The 15,956-nt window shown below is 43.0% G+C and carries 15 protein-coding genes; 6 read left to right on the forward strand and 9 right to left on the reverse strand.

Annotated features, from left to right (window positions below):
- The first annotated feature begins 255 nt into the window (after positions 1–255).
- Positions 256–384 (forward strand): hypothetical protein, encoded by a 129-nt coding sequence (locus AB4Z17_RS05940; protein ID WP_441958721.1) that lies wholly within the window; start codon positions 256–258, stop codon positions 382–384.
- Positions 359–3,088 carry an S-layer homology domain-containing protein gene (locus tag AB4Z17_RS05945; protein WP_441958723.1) on the forward strand — a complete coding sequence of 910 codons (2,730 nt, stop codon included), beginning with the start codon at positions 359–361 and terminating at the stop codon, positions 3,086–3,088. Before AB4Z17_RS05940 ends, AB4Z17_RS05945 begins: the two co-directional genes overlap by 26 nt.
- Positions 3,089–3,235: 147 nt before the next feature.
- Here AB4Z17_RS05945 and AB4Z17_RS05950 read toward each other — a convergent pair whose 3' ends face one another.
- The 4 genes from AB4Z17_RS05950 to AB4Z17_RS05965 all read right to left on the reverse strand — a co-directional run bounded on the left by AB4Z17_RS05950 (position 3,236) and on the right by AB4Z17_RS05965 (position 6,623).
- On the reverse strand, positions 3,236–3,655 hold the full coding sequence (locus AB4Z17_RS05950) for a MarR family winged helix-turn-helix transcriptional regulator (RefSeq protein WP_441958725.1): 420 nt from the start codon (positions 3,653–3,655) through the stop codon (positions 3,236–3,238).
- A 68-nt stretch (positions 3,656–3,723) separates the two neighbouring features.
- Positions 3,724–4,458, reverse strand: coding sequence for an SDR family NAD(P)-dependent oxidoreductase (locus tag AB4Z17_RS05955; protein WP_441878232.1), 735 nt, complete (start codon positions 4,456–4,458; stop codon positions 3,724–3,726).
- A 125-nt stretch (positions 4,459–4,583) separates the two neighbouring features.
- Complete coding sequence (locus AB4Z17_RS05960; protein ID WP_441958727.1) at positions 4,584–5,393, reverse strand: SDR family NAD(P)-dependent oxidoreductase; 810 nt, start codon at positions 5,391–5,393, stop codon at positions 4,584–4,586.
- A 279-nt stretch (positions 5,394–5,672) separates the two neighbouring features.
- Complete coding sequence (locus AB4Z17_RS05965) at positions 5,673–6,623, reverse strand: alpha/beta hydrolase (protein WP_441958729.1); 951 nt, start codon at positions 6,621–6,623, stop codon at positions 5,673–5,675.
- A 97-nt stretch (positions 6,624–6,720) separates the two neighbouring features.
- Here AB4Z17_RS05965 and AB4Z17_RS05970 point away from each other — a divergent pair, with 97 nt between their 5' ends.
- Positions 6,721–7,443, forward strand: a complete 723-nt coding sequence (locus tag AB4Z17_RS05970; RefSeq protein ID WP_441958731.1) for a DUF4386 domain-containing protein — start codon at positions 6,721–6,723, stop codon at positions 7,441–7,443.
- A 5-nt stretch (positions 7,444–7,448) separates the two neighbouring features.
- Here AB4Z17_RS05970 and AB4Z17_RS05975 read toward each other — a convergent pair whose 3' ends face one another.
- Positions 7,449–8,033, reverse strand: coding sequence for a Crp/Fnr family transcriptional regulator (locus AB4Z17_RS05975; RefSeq protein WP_441958733.1), 585 nt, complete (start codon positions 8,031–8,033; stop codon positions 7,449–7,451).
- Positions 8,034–8,119: 86 nt separating this feature from the next.
- Entirely contained in the window at positions 8,120–9,382 is a 1,263-nt protein-coding gene (locus AB4Z17_RS05980; RefSeq protein ID WP_441958735.1) for an MFS transporter, read from the reverse strand.
- Between the two features lie 136 nt (positions 9,383–9,518).
- Between AB4Z17_RS05980 and AB4Z17_RS05985 the strand changes: the two genes are divergently transcribed.
- The gene (locus tag AB4Z17_RS05985; protein WP_441910883.1) at positions 9,519–10,121 is read left to right on the forward strand and encodes a TetR/AcrR family transcriptional regulator; all 603 of its coding nucleotides are present in this window, start codon (positions 9,519–9,521) and stop codon (positions 10,119–10,121) included.
- 100 nt (positions 10,122–10,221) lie between these two features.
- On the opposite strand, the gene AB4Z17_RS05990 is transcribed toward AB4Z17_RS05985, so the two are convergent.
- Positions 10,222–11,721 (reverse strand): DHA2 family efflux MFS transporter permease subunit, encoded by a 1,500-nt coding sequence (locus AB4Z17_RS05990; protein WP_441958736.1) that lies wholly within the window; start codon positions 11,719–11,721, stop codon positions 10,222–10,224.
- A gap of 229 nt (positions 11,722–11,950) precedes the next feature.
- Here AB4Z17_RS05990 and AB4Z17_RS05995 point away from each other — a divergent pair, with 229 nt between their 5' ends.
- Positions 11,951–12,562, forward strand: a complete 612-nt coding sequence (locus AB4Z17_RS05995) for a TetR/AcrR family transcriptional regulator (RefSeq protein WP_441910887.1) — start codon at positions 11,951–11,953, stop codon at positions 12,560–12,562.
- Between the two features lie 163 nt (positions 12,563–12,725).
- Here the strand turns inward: AB4Z17_RS05995 and AB4Z17_RS06000 are convergent, their stop codons facing one another.
- Positions 12,726–13,979: a helix-turn-helix domain-containing protein gene (locus tag AB4Z17_RS06000; RefSeq protein WP_441958738.1), complete on the reverse strand. Its 1,254-nt coding sequence runs from the start codon at positions 13,977–13,979 to the stop codon at positions 12,726–12,728.
- Between the two features lie 152 nt (positions 13,980–14,131).
- Here AB4Z17_RS06000 and AB4Z17_RS06005 point away from each other — a divergent pair, with 152 nt between their 5' ends.
- A complete protein-coding gene (locus AB4Z17_RS06005; RefSeq protein ID WP_076266514.1) occupies positions 14,132–14,887 on the forward strand; it encodes an SDR family NAD(P)-dependent oxidoreductase in 756 nt (251 codons plus the stop codon).
- A gap of 186 nt (positions 14,888–15,073) precedes the next feature.
- Here the strand turns inward: AB4Z17_RS06005 and AB4Z17_RS06010 are convergent, their stop codons facing one another.
- On the reverse strand, positions 15,074–15,820 hold the full coding sequence (locus tag AB4Z17_RS06010) for a glycoside hydrolase family 16 protein (RefSeq protein ID WP_441958740.1): 747 nt from the start codon (positions 15,818–15,820) through the stop codon (positions 15,074–15,076).
- Between the last annotated feature and the right edge of the window lie 136 nt (positions 15,821–15,956).

Consider the following 15,956-nt stretch of genomic DNA (forward strand, 5'->3'; position numbering starts at 1 on the left):
CGTAAGCTGTAAATATGCTAAGGGGGGACATCGTTCTGCCTAAGCTTCATAAAAAATAGGAGCTGCTCCAAGCGTAGATACATCTACTTGGGACAGCTCCTTTTCTTTTGTAACGATATAGAACTAACTTTTCAAAAAATCCGGTTTAATGAAATTCAGATTCGATTATTTATAAAATCCTTCTCCGGTAGCTCTTCCAAGCCTAAATAAACTTGTCATATGACAAAACTGGTGACAACGCACACTATTTGTAACTTGAATAATAATTTATATTTGATAGTGGCGTTAAATGATGCGGGAGAACTGCGTAAGTTTAGAGCCGCCAATCATTTTGAAAAGGGAAAAGGGGAAGTAAAACGTGCGGATAGTCAAGAACATACGTAAAAGTTTATTGCTAGGTTTAGCTTTTGTGGTTATGGTAAGTTGGGGGTCTACCCTACATTCTTCAGAAGCTTACGCTGCTAGTGCATTACCAGCGAATCAACCTATTGAGCCCATTTATGAGGATGCAACCAAGATAGACTTTGATGATTCCGATGATGGTGTGTCCGGCGCTATTCCAATTGGATTTTCGTTTGATTTCTACGGGACAAAAAATGAACAGGTTTATGCTAATACCAACGGCCTGCTCATGTTCAACAATCCTACCGATGATTACGGAACACCTGAAAGCCTAGAAGAACTGCCTTTAGAGAGTCCAAATCACTATATTACAGCTTTTTTTGCTGATCTTTCGCTAGAGCCGGATGGTACAGTCCTCTACAAAACGATTGGAGAAGCACCAAATCGGAAATTTGTATTACAATATACGAATATGCGCTTTTGTTGCAACTCTAATATGAACCCCTTCGGAACCTTCCAAGTCATCTTATATGAATCTACTAATGTTATTCAACTGCAATACCCTAATCTTATGGCCATCCACTTACCTTATGATCCAGAACGTTTAGCTAATGAACCTTTTGGTTCAAATGCCTTAATCGGAATACAAGAAAGTGACATAGGCGACTATGTAACGTATTCTCTGAGAGAGAAGAGCTTAACCGCTAAGCAAGCCATTCAATTTATTCCGGATGATCAAGGCAGCTATACAATGATTCGTCACGCTCAGTATGAGCCGATTTTATTGAATAATGAACTGTTTCCGGGTTATACCCAGCTCCTAGGTCCAGCAGATGGTACATTCGCTCCCCTATCTCCAACTTTCCAGTGGGAGACTGCTGCCAATGCCGTTTCTTATGAATTTATTTATTCTACTGATTCGGAATTTATTAATTGGGACAGTATCACCGATATCGAAGAAAATAACTTAGATATGAAGGAATTCGAAATAGAGTTAGAAGATGGAGCAACCTACTATTGGAAAGTTGCAGCTAGGAATGACGATGGTTATACAACTTACTCTAATACTTACCGTTTTGTAGCTTCCTCTATTGAGCCTGCAACTGTTGAAACGGATCTAGAAGTGAGTCAAATTAACTCTATGTCGGCAATCGCAGGAGGAACAGTAACTTCAGATGGCGGCGGTGAGGTTACAGAACGGGGAATCGTTTACTCCACTCATCCAAACCCTACTGTAATAGATGGCAAATCCTTAGCTGAATTAGATGGGGCAGATGCCTTTTCTGTTCATCTCACAGGACTTCAATCCGCTACAATCTATTATGCACGTGCATATGTGATAAATGAAATTGGAGTAAGCTACGGTAATGAAGTTGATTTTAGAACATTGAGCTCTAGTGCAAGCTTGAAAACATTAACCTTAAGCAATGTGACATTAGATCAAACGGTAAGCGAAAATGTATACGCCTATACGGGCAATGTGCCTAACTCTTTGTCCAGCATTACTATATCGGCTACGGTCAGTGACTCGACGTATGGCACTGTGACAGCAAGTGTATACAATAGTGCCAATATACTTGTAGCTGGTCCGATTAGCTTAGCGAATGGAGAAACAAGCAGTGAGCTTCCCCTTAATGTAGGCAGCAATCGGATTGAACTATTCGTCATTGCTCAGGACGGCACTGGAACTAAATATACAGCAACGATAACAAGAGCTGCTCATGACAATGGTTCAGTAGACAATGGAAATAACGGCGGTGGTTCAAGCAACAGCTCCGAACCAGTCATCTCCACGAATGGGAGCCTAACGCTTCCCGTTGGAAGAGCCGGCGAGGTTAGATTGGACAATGAGCTCGTTATAACCATTCCAGCCAGTGCTAGTAGCAAAGAGCTGAAATTATCGATCGAGAAAGTATTGAATTCTCAAAATCTGCTTAGCAAAAATGAGCTTCTCGCGAGCTCGATCTATGAGGTTCTAAAAAACTTCCCTGAAAACTTCAATAAACCGGTTACTTTGACGTTTGCATTCGATTCAGCCAAACTGAACAGTAATCAAACGGTCGCAATCTTCTACTTTGATGAAGTGAAGAAGGAATGGGTGAAGGTTAACGGCGGCAAAATTAACGGCAGCCATATTGCTGTAGAGGTCGATCACTTTACGAAGTATGCTGTACTCGTTGTAGACCAAGCAACGGGATTGCCAGTAACAGACTCATCCAACTTTAGTGATACTACAGGACATTGGGCGGAAGCTCAGATTAAACAAGCGGTAAGCAAAGGGATCGTCAAAGGTTACAGCGACGGAACGTTCAAGCCAAATGCTACAGTAACACGCGCTGAATTTGCAGTTATGCTGATGAATGCGCTAAAACCTGCCGACAACGATACTAAGCTGAGTTTCACAGATCACATTGCAGAATGGGCTCAGAAGGCCATTGCGCAAGCATCCGAAGCGAAGATTGTAAATGGCTATGAAGACGGCAGCTTCCGTCCAGCAGCGAGCATATCTCGGTCAGAATTAGCAGTTATGATGGCTAGAGCTGCTAAAGCAGATACAACAGCTGCTACAGTGACAAATTTTGCTGATGATAGCCAAATTCCAGTATGGGCAAAAGGTTCGGTAGCCGCAGTGAAGGAATTGGGAATCATAAGCGGACGCAGCGGTAACCTATTTGTACCTAACGATACGGCTACAAGAGCCGAAGCAGTAACGATCATTATCAATTTGCTTCAATTAAAGAAATAAGCATAAATGAGAATATGCCTAAGACCGTCCATAGGACGATCTTAGGCATATTTTAAATAATAGGCAGCTTGCAAAGCTTTACCTATCCTCTTTTTAACAAACTCCAGTACTATTCACCGCAACCACAATCGTGCGTATACAGAAAATCTAGTCCTCTTTATTCAGCTTACTATACAGATTGGCTAGCTGCTCCCGCTCCTGCTCAGTCAATTTGTCTAATAAATTTGTACGCAGCCGTTGCCCCTCCAGCTGTGCTCTTTTAAGAATATCTGCCCCTTTGTCGGTAATGCCCAAATAAATAATTCGACGATCAGACTCATCCATTAATCTGACGGCTAATTTCTTGGCGACAAGTTTTTCTGATAAATAACTAAGCGTAGGCGGGGTAAGCCCTAATATTTTTGCAATGTCCGATGGCCTGCTCTTTCCGTTTTGTTTAAGATGGCCGAGCACAAGCACATGAGAAACACCTAAGTCCTCATTGAATGACTTGTTCCACTGAATAATCATTTTATTGGTAAATTTGTCCATTTTATGTATGAGATTGAAGATGGTTTGCTCTTCCATAAATACCTCCTTGGTGCACATAAATGACAGCCCTTAATTAAAATTAAGGGCTGTCATCATATTACACATTATTGGGCTGAGTATCCACCATCAATTACTAACTCAGATCCTGTAATATACGAAGAATCATCAGAAGCTAAGAACAATGCTGCTTGGGCGATATCGTCAGGTTGGCCTAAACGCTGTAGAGGTGTGGCCTGGATTAAGCGATCTAATAGGTCCTTTGAGGTGCTTAAAGCTTGTGTCATTGGTGTCTCAATGATCCCAGGAAATAGTGCGTTTACCCGGATGCCTTGACGGCCAAAGGCTGTAGCCGCCGCTTTAGAGATCGCGCGAACCGCACCCTTAGAGGCTGAATAGTGATTAAAGCCTTGGCCGATCAAAGCCGTGTACGAAGAAATATTAACGATGGAGCCTTTCTTTTGGGCTGCCATATAGGGAGTGACATGCTTCATCCCGGCAAATGGGCCAAACCCATTAATGGAGAGCATTTTCTGCCAATCCTCGATATTGATTTGCTCGTATGGTTTTTCAGAAGAAATGCCAGCGTTATTGACGAGAATATCAATTTTACCAAAACGATCATGAACATCCTTTGCCAGCGCCTGCCAATCATCATCAGAGGCAACATTCAATTTCATTCCGTAAACATTCTGTTTTTGACTTGCCAATTCAAGAGCTGCCTCATTAATGTCTGCGGCAATGACGATAGCTCCTTCTTGTGCAAACAGATTAACCATGTGTTCGCCTATACCCGATGCCCCACCAGTAATGATTGCTACTTTATTGTCCAATTTCCCCATATCGCATTCTCCTAACGTAATTTGATTGATCTGCTATTTGTTCCTATCATTAATACCGCATAGCGAATTTTTATTATTCATGTCAGCATACCTTGGCTAGCCGCTTCAGTCGCAAGCTTCAACTGTTATGGATGCTGTGCCAGTTTCATATATTGCTCGAAATCAGGGACGGATGGGTTTGCAATATAATGCCCTCCCTCAACCTGAATCGTCTGTCCCGTAATAAATCTGGATTCATCTGAAGCCAGGAACAGGACGGTATGTCCAATATCATCGGGTTCTCCGTGATAAGGCAGTGCGTTATATTTAGCGAAGATATCCAATACCTCCGAGGGCATATTATTTTTAGCAGCTGGCGTCAAAATCAATCCCGGCGCTACTGCATTACAACGAATGTTATTCTTCCCATATTGGGTAGCGATATATTTGGTAAGATTTATAACACCTGCCTTCGAAGCTCCGTATGCAACCCGAACTGCATCTCCATGAAAACCCGCCATAGAAGCTGTATTAATAATCGAGCCCCCGCCAGCATGAATCATATGAGGGATAGCAAATCTGCAGCCGAGTAAAACACTCTTTAAATTAACATTCATAAGCCGATCCCACTCATCCAGATCAACGTTAACAACATCTATATCCTTCTTCAGGTTTGTCGAGCCCACATTGTTGAACAGGCTCGTGATTTTACCATATTGTTGTACCGTAAATTCAACTGCTTCCTTAATGGACACTTCGTCCCCGGCATCAAGAAATACACTAACGGCTTCGCCGCCTTGAATTTTAATATTTTCGGCAGCTTCTTTGGCCCCCTCAGCATTAAAATCGGCAATGACTACTTTTGCTCCCTCTTTTGCCATCAAGTTAGCTGCGGATAAGCCTATGCCTGAAGCTCCTCCAGTGATAAGCGCCACTTTCTCGTTCATTCTTTCCATTAATCGTAAACCCCTTCCTTAGAGACACTCACGATAAAGTAATATGATCGTATAATACGAGCTTTATGATCGCATTATATTTAGACGTCTAATTATTAGATGTCTAAATATTATCAAATTAATTATTATCATGCAAGGGTACAATTTGGTATCGGAAATACGCAAGAAAAATAGGGACAAACGCCATCGTTAGAATCGTACAGCATATGAACGTATATCAGCCCTTTTGCTTTACGCAAAAGGGCTTTTTTAAGTCGATATGAATAGATGTTCTACTTACTATTCGTTCTCTATTGTTTTCAAAAAAGATAGCACTGCAGCATTCATCTGCTCCAGCCCCGGCTGTTCAATTGGAAAATGGCCTGCCCCTTCTAAAGCTACATATTCCTTTTTGCTTTTTATTTTTTCAAAAAATGGTTTGCTGAAGCTATACGGAGTCATAGGATCCAATTGAGGATGGACGAGCAAAACCGGACAAACATCAAAATGCTCAGGTTTTATTGCCGGTTTCATATTCATGAACGTTCTTAATAAGCGCAAAGGGATCTTCGTGCCTGCGGCATGAGCATCATTCATAATAAGCTTGGTCAACTCGACATTGTTCGTTATTAATTTCATACGAGATACACGATTAACAGAGATAAGTAAGGAATCTAACAGATTAGGAAAACTGTCCATCGAAAATTTCCCCAACCGGCTAATGAGTTTGTTAGGGGCTAATTGATCACGAACGCTGGAATCACTTGTATCAACAAATGTTGTTGCTATTAATCCTTTCACTTGCTTACTTTGTACTGCAGTGTGATAAGCTAACATGCCTCCTATACTAGTGCCCAGCAAAATAATCGGTTTACCGTCCCGCTTCAATTCCTCATCAATTAACGCAGTAAGTATGTCAATCCAAAGCTGATAATCTAATTGTTTTGCCGATTTTGCATAGCTTAAGCCATACGGCGGCAGATCCGGCGATACCACTTCATAACCGTATGTTTGCAGTATTCGTGCATATGGGGCCAGCAATCTGCCATTCCCGCCAGCGCCATGGATGAAAATAATTTTTAATTTTGCATCCGGAGCAGGCATACGATCCAAATGAATATGAACATTGTTCCAAGTCATCCATTCTTCTTTTGGCAATCCGTTTTCATTTATCTGCATTTCTTCAGGAAAAAACTTCTGATATTGCTTCCAGTAATCCACCGATTGATTATAGGTTTGAGGCGTATTCATGAATTTAAAAATCCCTCTTCCTTGATTTAAGTCAATGACCAGTCATACTCCTCCTAGTTAAAATGAAAACAATACAGGATCTATAGGAGGCTTTCTTATGAATTTCACCGTACAAGAAAAATCAAATCAGCGAACTGCTGCACTAACGGCTGGCATTTCACTTATCATCATGACTCTTGCCTCATTTTTTTCCTATGGCTTTGTCCATGGGAGCCTTGTTGTGGAGGGCGATGCCAGCGCCACATTCAACAACATCGTATCATCAAATAACCTCTTCAAAGGTGAAATCTTTGGCTGGGTCATCATTATGATTTCTGACATTCTAGTCACCTGGGCTTTTTATGTGTTCCTAGAGCCATTGAATAAAAGCCTTTCCTTGCTAGGTGCATGGCTCCGTCTTACCTATACGACTATACTCGGAATTGCCATTTTAAACTTGATCCTTGTATGGCTGCTCTCGAAAAATACAGACCAGTTGGTCTCATTCAGCATCGAACAAACGCAATCACTTATGATGCTATTTCTTGAGGCATTCCAATCGGTATGGTCTATTGGATTGATCGTTTTTGGCGGGCATTTATTCATTGTGGGCTATGTGGCTTTAAAATCAAACCGTATTCCTAAAGTGATCAGCATTTTATTGCTGCTTGCTTCAATAGGCTATATCGTCGTTCACCTTAGCAAAACGTTTCTTTCACAATATAATGAGGTAATTGATGTACTTAATGTCGTATTTATGGCGCCAATGATTGCAGGAGAGCTAGGCTTTGGAATTTGGCTGCTGCTCAGAGGAGGAAAGCTCCCCAAAAGTGAAAGATAGCTTCCTTAACTATCACTGTTGTTGACCCGTTTCTTGATTCTGCTTAATGACTCTGGCGTTATGCCAAGATAGCTTGCCAATTGATGTTGGGGTACACGATTGATGAGTTGAGGCCTTTTTCGCAAAAGCGCTTTGTAGCGTTCTTCAGGTGCAGAAGCAATGAATGATGTCAACTCATCTTGCACCTCACCCAGATTTTCTTCTACCATTATGCGTACCATCGATTCGAGTTGTAAGTGTTTATTGAACATGCCTTTTTCATCATCTAGCTCCCCAACCACCAATATACAATCTTCAAGGCAAGTTAAGTTGTACGCGGACGGCTTATTTTGCTGATGACGATTGAAGATCGATACGGCTTGCTCTTCTGTGAAAAAATTCGATGTAACCTCTTTTCCCGCTTCATCTATTAAGTGCTGTCTGACAATGCCCTTCAGCACGAAATAACACTTTGTGGGAACATCTCCTTGTCTAAGGAGTACTCTTCCCTTTTTATATTCCTCGATAAGGATGTCATCGACGATAGCCTGTTGTTCCTCATCGCTAAGAGACGTAAATTTAGTCATATATTTAAACAATATGCTTTTCATTTCGTTATCCTTTCATCAATACCGCTTTACGGTTCAGCATATCATCTAGATAGCCAATTTTAAAGCGCATCTGCCCCTAAAATAAGTCAAAGCGCCTCGCTTGCTGCAACCTTATTATTGGGGATTCGAAGCTTCCGTTTATGTGTCGTAAATAATATGAAATAACCTAGCGTTACGAGGATACAGATTAGGATATCAACAAAAATCAGGTTCTGATAATTACCAAAATAGTCAAAAGATAAGCCTCCAATTAATGCCCCCACTATACCGCCTCCCTGATGAAATAGAAGAAGGACACCCGTATGTTTTCCTTTCCCTTTTGCAAATTCATTAATGACAAGGATTCCTCCCGGTACTGCGGTTAAGTAAGTAATTCCAAACGCAATTGCAAATACAATAGGTGAGCTTCCCAAGTGCATAAAAAGGAAAACAAAACCTAAAATACGTATACCATACAATATGGACATCATCATTAATTTATTGTATCGATCTAGAAAATAGCCGCAAATGAGAGCCCCCGTAATYTCCATAATGCCAAGTATACTCATGGATAAGGCGATCATGCTTGGTGACACTTCTGCCAACTGATGTATAGCTACCAAGTTCATTTCGACGGAACCCATATTAATACCGCAGGTAAACAGCGCAATAGCGACAACGACAAAGATAGGAAGATAGACAAATTTCTTAGGTGATGTTGTTACTTTAAGCGGTATACCATGCTCTACGACCTCTACTGGATGATCCGTTTGAGCTTTATTTATATTTTGCTGTTGAGAGCTCTTAATTCCCAGCCAAATAACAGGTAATGTCACAACAATTCCTAGGGCAAAAGAAGCCATAAAGGCATCCTTCCAAGTCAGCCATCCCGCGGATACAAAAATTGGCGTAATAATCGCTAATCCTACAGAGGAAGCACTCCCAAGCAGCGCCATTGCTTTAGCACGATGATGCCTAAACCATTCAAACATCAATATATAACTTGTCGTCAGCCCAATACCAGCTAAACCAGAGATTACGCCATATCCAATGAAAAACAAGGTAGGCTGGTTCCCTAACACGACAACGCCAGTACCCAAGGTACTTAAGACTGCACTTATAAACAATATCCTTTTTGCACCGTAACGATCTACAAGCCAGCCACCCAAAGGAGCGCATATCGCTGTAATTAATAAATTAGTCGACCATGCCATCGAAATAAATCCCCTGCTAATCTGTAAATCCATTGCTATTTGCACCTGAAAAAAAGACATGCTGAACCTGGTCAATGCACCAATAAATCCAATAATCCAAAGAGACCCTAATCCAATCCATGCGTAGCTGGATTCCTTAAACCATGTTGTGCCCATTATCATTTCACCCCTGCCGCTCATAAAAGATACCGTTCGGTATCTTTTATGATAACATAGATGGTATGTTTTGCAAGAGTGCAAATTCGTTTGATATACTACGTGTACAAATACAGTTACGTACGGGGGGATGACGATGGAGAAAGGTGAAAAGACACGCCATTACATCATAACGAAAGCCGCTGAACTTTTTAACCAAAAGGGATATTCGGGCTCATCCTTATCTGATATAACAGAGCTGACAGGCATTAAGAAAGGCGGCATTTATCGTCATTTTTCCAGTAAAGATGAGATTGCATTTGAAGCCTTTAGTTATGCCGGGCGTATTGTTGGGGCTCAGCTTGCTCATGCAATCAGTCAACAGGAAACGGCCTCCGGCAAGCTGCTGGCGTATTTGCGAATATATGAGAATGTCGTTGAAGCGCCTCCGTTCATCGGGGGCTGCCCGCTCCTTAATACTGCTATTGAAAGCGACGACAGTCATCCAGGCTTACGTGAGAGAGCCCAGCAAGCCCTGCAAGGTACATTGGAAGCCAAGAAAAAAATCATTTCCGATGGTGTGCAAAGCGGTGAATTTAAGGCAGACCTTGATATAGAGGCGCTGGCTACCTTCTCCCTTTCCATCATGCAGGGCGGCATTATGATGAGCAAGCTTGAAGGCAATAATCAGCATATCCGGATGAATATTAAGAGCTTTGCTGCTTATTTAAAAACAGCGTGCTTACGCGAACCCAGTTAGATGATTTCAAGCCACAAAAAGAGCCTCGTGAGTAGTCACGAGGCTCTTCTTAATAATTTATAATGAGCAAACATTTAGGAAAATTGACTGCCGTTATTCCTTACGCCTCAACAGCTGTTTTTCGGTTCAGAGCTATTTTAGTATCTTCAACTTCCTCGGCTTGCCCTACACGCTTAATGAAGAAGGAAAGCACCAGACCTACTACTCCGATTCCAATGATGACAAGATACGCATCATTAATCCCTTGAATAGAAGCCTCCATCATAATATGCTCCTTCGAAAAATTAGCCGCGTCGCCTGCTGCAGACATATCTAGAAGATGTGCCTTTGTCCGGCTAGCCATTACCGTAACAAGCAGAGAAGTACCTATTGCGCCAGCTACCTGCTTGATGGTGTTGGATATTGCAGTACCATGCGCATTTAGTCTTGCAGGCAGTTGGTTGAGACCTGCCGTAGTGATTGGCATCAGGAACATTGCCATACCGAAGCGTCGTCCTGTGGACATCAGCACTAAATACGTATAGCTAGTCGAATCGGTCAGATTAACGAAGCCGATCGTTGTGATAATCGTAATAGCCATACCGATGATGGACAGCCATTTTGCTCCAAACCGGTCGAATAGCTTTCCTGTTATCGGCATCATAAGTCCCATTAGAAGCGCACCAGGGAGCATAAGCAGCCCTGACTCCAAAGCGGTGTATCCACGTGCGCTTTGCAAATAGAGCGGAAGCAGCATCATATCTGCATACATGACCATGGTTACAGCAATATTAATAATGGTGGTAAGAGAAAACATGCTGTATTTAAAAGCTCTTAGATCCAGAAGCGGATCCTTCGAAATCAGCTGTCTCCATGTAAACAAAATCAATGAAACCACACCAATAACAATCGATGCAATCACTTCCGCGCTTGACCAGCCTTTGCTTCCAGCACTGCTGAAGCCATAAAGAACGGTACCAAATCCGACTGTTGACAGAACGACGCTCAAAATATCAATTTTAGGATAGGTTCGTTCAGCTACATTTTTCAAGAAAATATAAGCAACCACAATAATGAGGACGACAATTGGAAGCATGCCATAAAACATCGTACGCCATGAATAATGCTCCATGACATAACCAGCGACTGCAGGCCCAATTGCAGGAGCAAAAATAATAGACAATCCAACCATTCCCATGGCAGCTCCGCGCTTATCAGGAGGAAATACGGTCAGAATAACATTCATTAACAGCGGCATAATAATCCCCGCTCCAGCGGCTTGAATAAGGCGGCCAGTTAGCAAAATGTCGAAGTTAGGCGCAACTGCCGAAACAATCGTACCGACGAGAAAAATGATCATGGAAGACTSAAACAGCTCACGGGTCGTAAAACGCTGCATTAAGAATGCAGTGATTGGAATAAGCACCCCGTTAACCAGCATGTATCCGGTTGTCAGCCACTGCGCTGTAGACGCCTCAATGCTAAAGTCAATCATCAACTCTGGCAGCGCAACGCTCATTATCGTCTGATTCAGAACTGCGATGAACGCACCCAGTATCATGACAAACAACAAGGGACCTTTCTTAATTGAATTACTGTCAAAAGCTAAACTTGTACTCATGATGTTCAATCCCTTCAAATTGTTCGTGAATTTAATAAACACTTTGTAGTATAATAAACTCAATGTAAAAGATTATAATTACATCACGCCTAATTTACAAACTACAGATTTTTTGAAAATGTTTATTAGTTTACAGATCATCAGATTCTGTCGTCTATACCGAGAATAAACTACATAAATAACTATTCTTGTCGTTTAAATAATTTGTAGGGAAAGGAAATGAGTACCTATGTCAACTACAACACCGCGAATGGATCCACGTGTACTTCGCACGCGTCAATTGATTCGAGATGCCTTTGTGGATTTGCTGCAGGAGACGGATCTAGAAAAAATAACTGTGAATCGTATTGCGGAACGCGCGACCATCAATCGTGTTACATTCTATCTTCATTACCGAGATATTCCGGAAATGCTTGAGAGATTATCAGACGACATGATTAATGAAATACATACTATTCTTCATGACATTCGAAATCAGCCTCGTTCTACTGATTTGGATTGGTCCATTCTACTTAAAGTGCTCGAGCATATTGCTGAAAACTCTAAGTTTTATAAGGTCCTGCTCGCTTCACAGCGCATACCAATCTTCACGGATAAGCTTTCAAATTTAATTGTTGATCTTATCACTAGCAGAAGAGAGTACCAAAACAACTCCTCATCTAAACCGGCCGTAATCATATCAAAAGATATTGCAATCTGGTACGGCTCCTCCGCCTTTATTGGTACAATTGTCTGCTGGCTTCGCAATGATATGCCTTATACCCCGCTTTTTCTTGCCAAGCAGCTCTCTCAGCTGTTCCGTTTGCATCAAAATACAGACCAGCTCGTAGATCTGGAATAACTTCTCCGAAAACATAAATAAGCTCTCAGTCGAACGAATCAGTTCTACTGAGAGCTTATCTATGTTTTCAGTATTGTTGCTTTAAATGCTATATGGTTGCGATGACATCAACACTCCATCATCTTTTTGTTATATATTCCCGATGTAAGTGTTTTTTTACACTTCATTCCGAATATTTTTGCGCCGGACGCCGTTCACTCTTCCTATATGCCTTCGGAGACATGCCATTCCATTTTTTAAATACCTTGTTGAAATAGCTTTGATCGTTGAAGTTCAGCCATGCTGCGATATCGGTAATCGGATAATCGGTCAGTGTGAGCAGCCTCTTCGCTTCCTCAATCCGTTCACGCTGGACATACTCGGAAATAGTCAGTCCAACCTCCTTCTTGAATAGGCTCGACAAGTAGTTGGGGCTAAGATTCGCACTCTCGGCTAGCCGTTCAAGAGTAATGTCACCATATAAATGGTTAGCGATTTCGTGAAGACTATCCTGTATTGCGGGTGAGTAGTGACCCCGGCGAACCTCCGAGACCCGGTCAACGAAGTCGAACAATACTTCGCTCATGATGGCGCTTATCGCTTGCAGCGTATCCTTCTCCTCCAGCTGCTGAATATAGAAATCACTCAGCGTAAACGCATCCTCCTCGTGCATTCCTCCTTCAATTGCAGCTCGGCAAATCAGGGCGATTCCCGTAATCATCAGGTTCTTCTCGCTTCGAATCCTGCTCCGCTTGGCCAGCACGCCAAACTCGTCCTCGGCAATGATGGATTCCATGACGAATGTTCTTATTCTCTCCCGCTCTCCGCTACGCACATAGTGCAGCATGACACGCTCATGCGACAGGTTGGCGTGCAGCATACCGCTTCGACGTCTTCGCGACAGCTCAGCATCCGGCTCTTTCTTCTCCACAACCGGTTCCTGCATCGACATTGCATCCGCTAGAAGACTAATCGACGAGTCAACGAGCTGCCTGCGAAGCACATAATAAATCATTCGGCTACATGCGGCTATGCGCTCCGTGGAGAGCAGCGCAATCTCTTCGTACAACTCCAATAAATGCCTCCGGTTATCAATGGGGAGGGAGCTTATGGTCTCGTTCCATTCACCCTCTTGCGGCTTCTCATTCATGTACGGACCGACGACAAACGTGCCAGTAAGCTGGTTATCATCCATCGCATTCACAAAAAAATATTGGAGCCGTGATCGGGTAAAATGAACCGGCTGCTCTGCAGCATAAAGCGCATAAGCGTAGCCCGCCACCTGTTCACGAATGGACGTAAAGTAAGGATTAGACTGAAGCGAACGGTCTGCATATTCCGCTTCAATTGCCCGACCCGGATGAATGATAAATACAGGGATTCCAATCACATCAGAGAGAAGCTGGCCAAAAACAACCAGCTCAGAGAGCTTATTCATACGAACCTCCATTGGGTACGATTAAGGTTAAAAAAGAAGATGATAAGAAAGTACTACAAATCGTTGAAAAATACAATTTTCAAAAATGAAAGCGCATTACAATGAAGAAAGCAAAGAACCTTTGCTATTACACTCGAAAGGGATGAACTCATATGTTGGAAAATAAAATAGCTATCGTTACTGGTGCAGGGAGCGGCATCGGCCGTGCAAGCAGCTTGAAAATGGCCAGCAACGGCGCAACGATTGTCGCTGTTGATTTTAATCAGGAATCCGGTCAAGAGACGGTTCGAATGATTCAGGAACAGGGCGGCGAAGCCATCTTCGTACCGGCCGACGTGTCAAAAAGCGAGGATGTTCAGCGTTATGTAAAAGCGGCCGTCGATACTTACGGACGTATCGATATTTTCTTCAACAATGCCGGCGTTGTACAGAAGTTCTCGAAGCTCGCGGATATTGATGAGAACGAGTTCGACCGAATTATGAACGTTAATGTCCGGGGCGTCTTCCTCGGTATGAAATATGTATTAAAGGTAATGGAGGAACAAGAAAGCGGAACGATCATTAATACCGCTTCGACAGCTGGAGTCAAAAGTGAGCACAGCGCATCCGCTTATTCCGCCAGCAAACATGCGGTTGTCGGCCTGACGAAAGGTGCGGCAATCGAGTATGTGAAAAAAGGCATCCGTATCAACGGCATTTGTCCAGGTGGTGTGGAAACGGCTCTGACGAAGAGCGTAGAACAGGCTTTCATGTCCGGTGGATATGTGCCAGAGGAAGTCGGAAATATGCGTATGGGCCGCTATGCTAAGCCGGACGAGCTAGCGGAGGTAGTCACATTCCTTGCTTCCGATCGCTCCAGCTACATGACGGGCTCCATCGTACTGGTCGATGGTGGGCTGACACTTTAAACGAATGAGAATTCTTTTTTACTGAATTCAATCCGTTCAAAGTATACGCGAGTAAAGTTTCCCCCCATCCAGACTATAGCGAAAATAGGGCATCCCCAATAAGGGTATGCCCTATTACTCTTGGCTTTACAGTTGTAACTCCGTCTATTCTTCTTCCCCCACAAACGATCCCAAGCAGCTATTTTTTCAACTTTGATACAGCCATATGTTTGAAACTGTCATGACCGCTGGCAGCGCTGTTTCATCCACCGCCACATTGTCATACCAGCCCCCAACAGCAAGGTTAAGCACCAAATAAAAAGGCTCGTCAAAGGGCATAATGCCCGGCTCCATAGGGCGCTCGGCGAAGCAATGTCCATCTACCAGCCACCTTATGGAGCCAGCATCCCATTCCAATGAATAATCACGGAATTCGTTAATGGTTCCCTGTTCAAGCTGGTAGGAGAACTCATCGGTAACTTTATGGTCCCAATCCTTCCCGTAGTGCAGCGTTCCGGATACTTGCTTCGGCAAGCGGCCTTTAGCTTCCATAATGTCAATCTCGCCAGAGGCAGGCCAAGGACCGTAAGCCTGATGCTGCGGGAGCAGCCATATGGCTGGCCATAACCCCTGTCCTACTGGCAGCTTTGCGCGAACGATAAGCTTTCCATAGCAAAAGGAGAGGTGGTCTTTTGTATCTATACGGGCCGAGGTGTACGTAAATTGTCGATCGTCTTTTTCAATGGCTTCACGTCGCGCGCATAGGTTTAGCCCCAATTCATCGATATATAGATTGTTAGCATGTCCGGTATAAAACTGCTGTTCCCCATTGCCCCAGCCCGGGTCTATTGGTTTGCCATCATTATCAAGCAAATCGTTGCCAAGGCGAATGTTCCATGCGCTCAAATCGGTGCTTCTATTTAAAAAATCCTGCTCCCATAAAAGCTTGCTCATCCCTTGCACACTCCCTTCATTTATTCACAGCATACTTAATTTTGACGCCCAGTCAAACAAATCCAAAAAAATGGGATAGGGTCAAAAATCATGGCCTTTTTTTCCTAGGTCTATTTTCATACGATGAAAAGGAAGG

The organism is Paenibacillus sp. TAF43_2 (assembly GCF_052113545.1).
In the GTDB taxonomy this organism is placed as follows: Bacteria; Bacillota; Bacilli; order Paenibacillales; family Paenibacillaceae; genus Pristimantibacillus.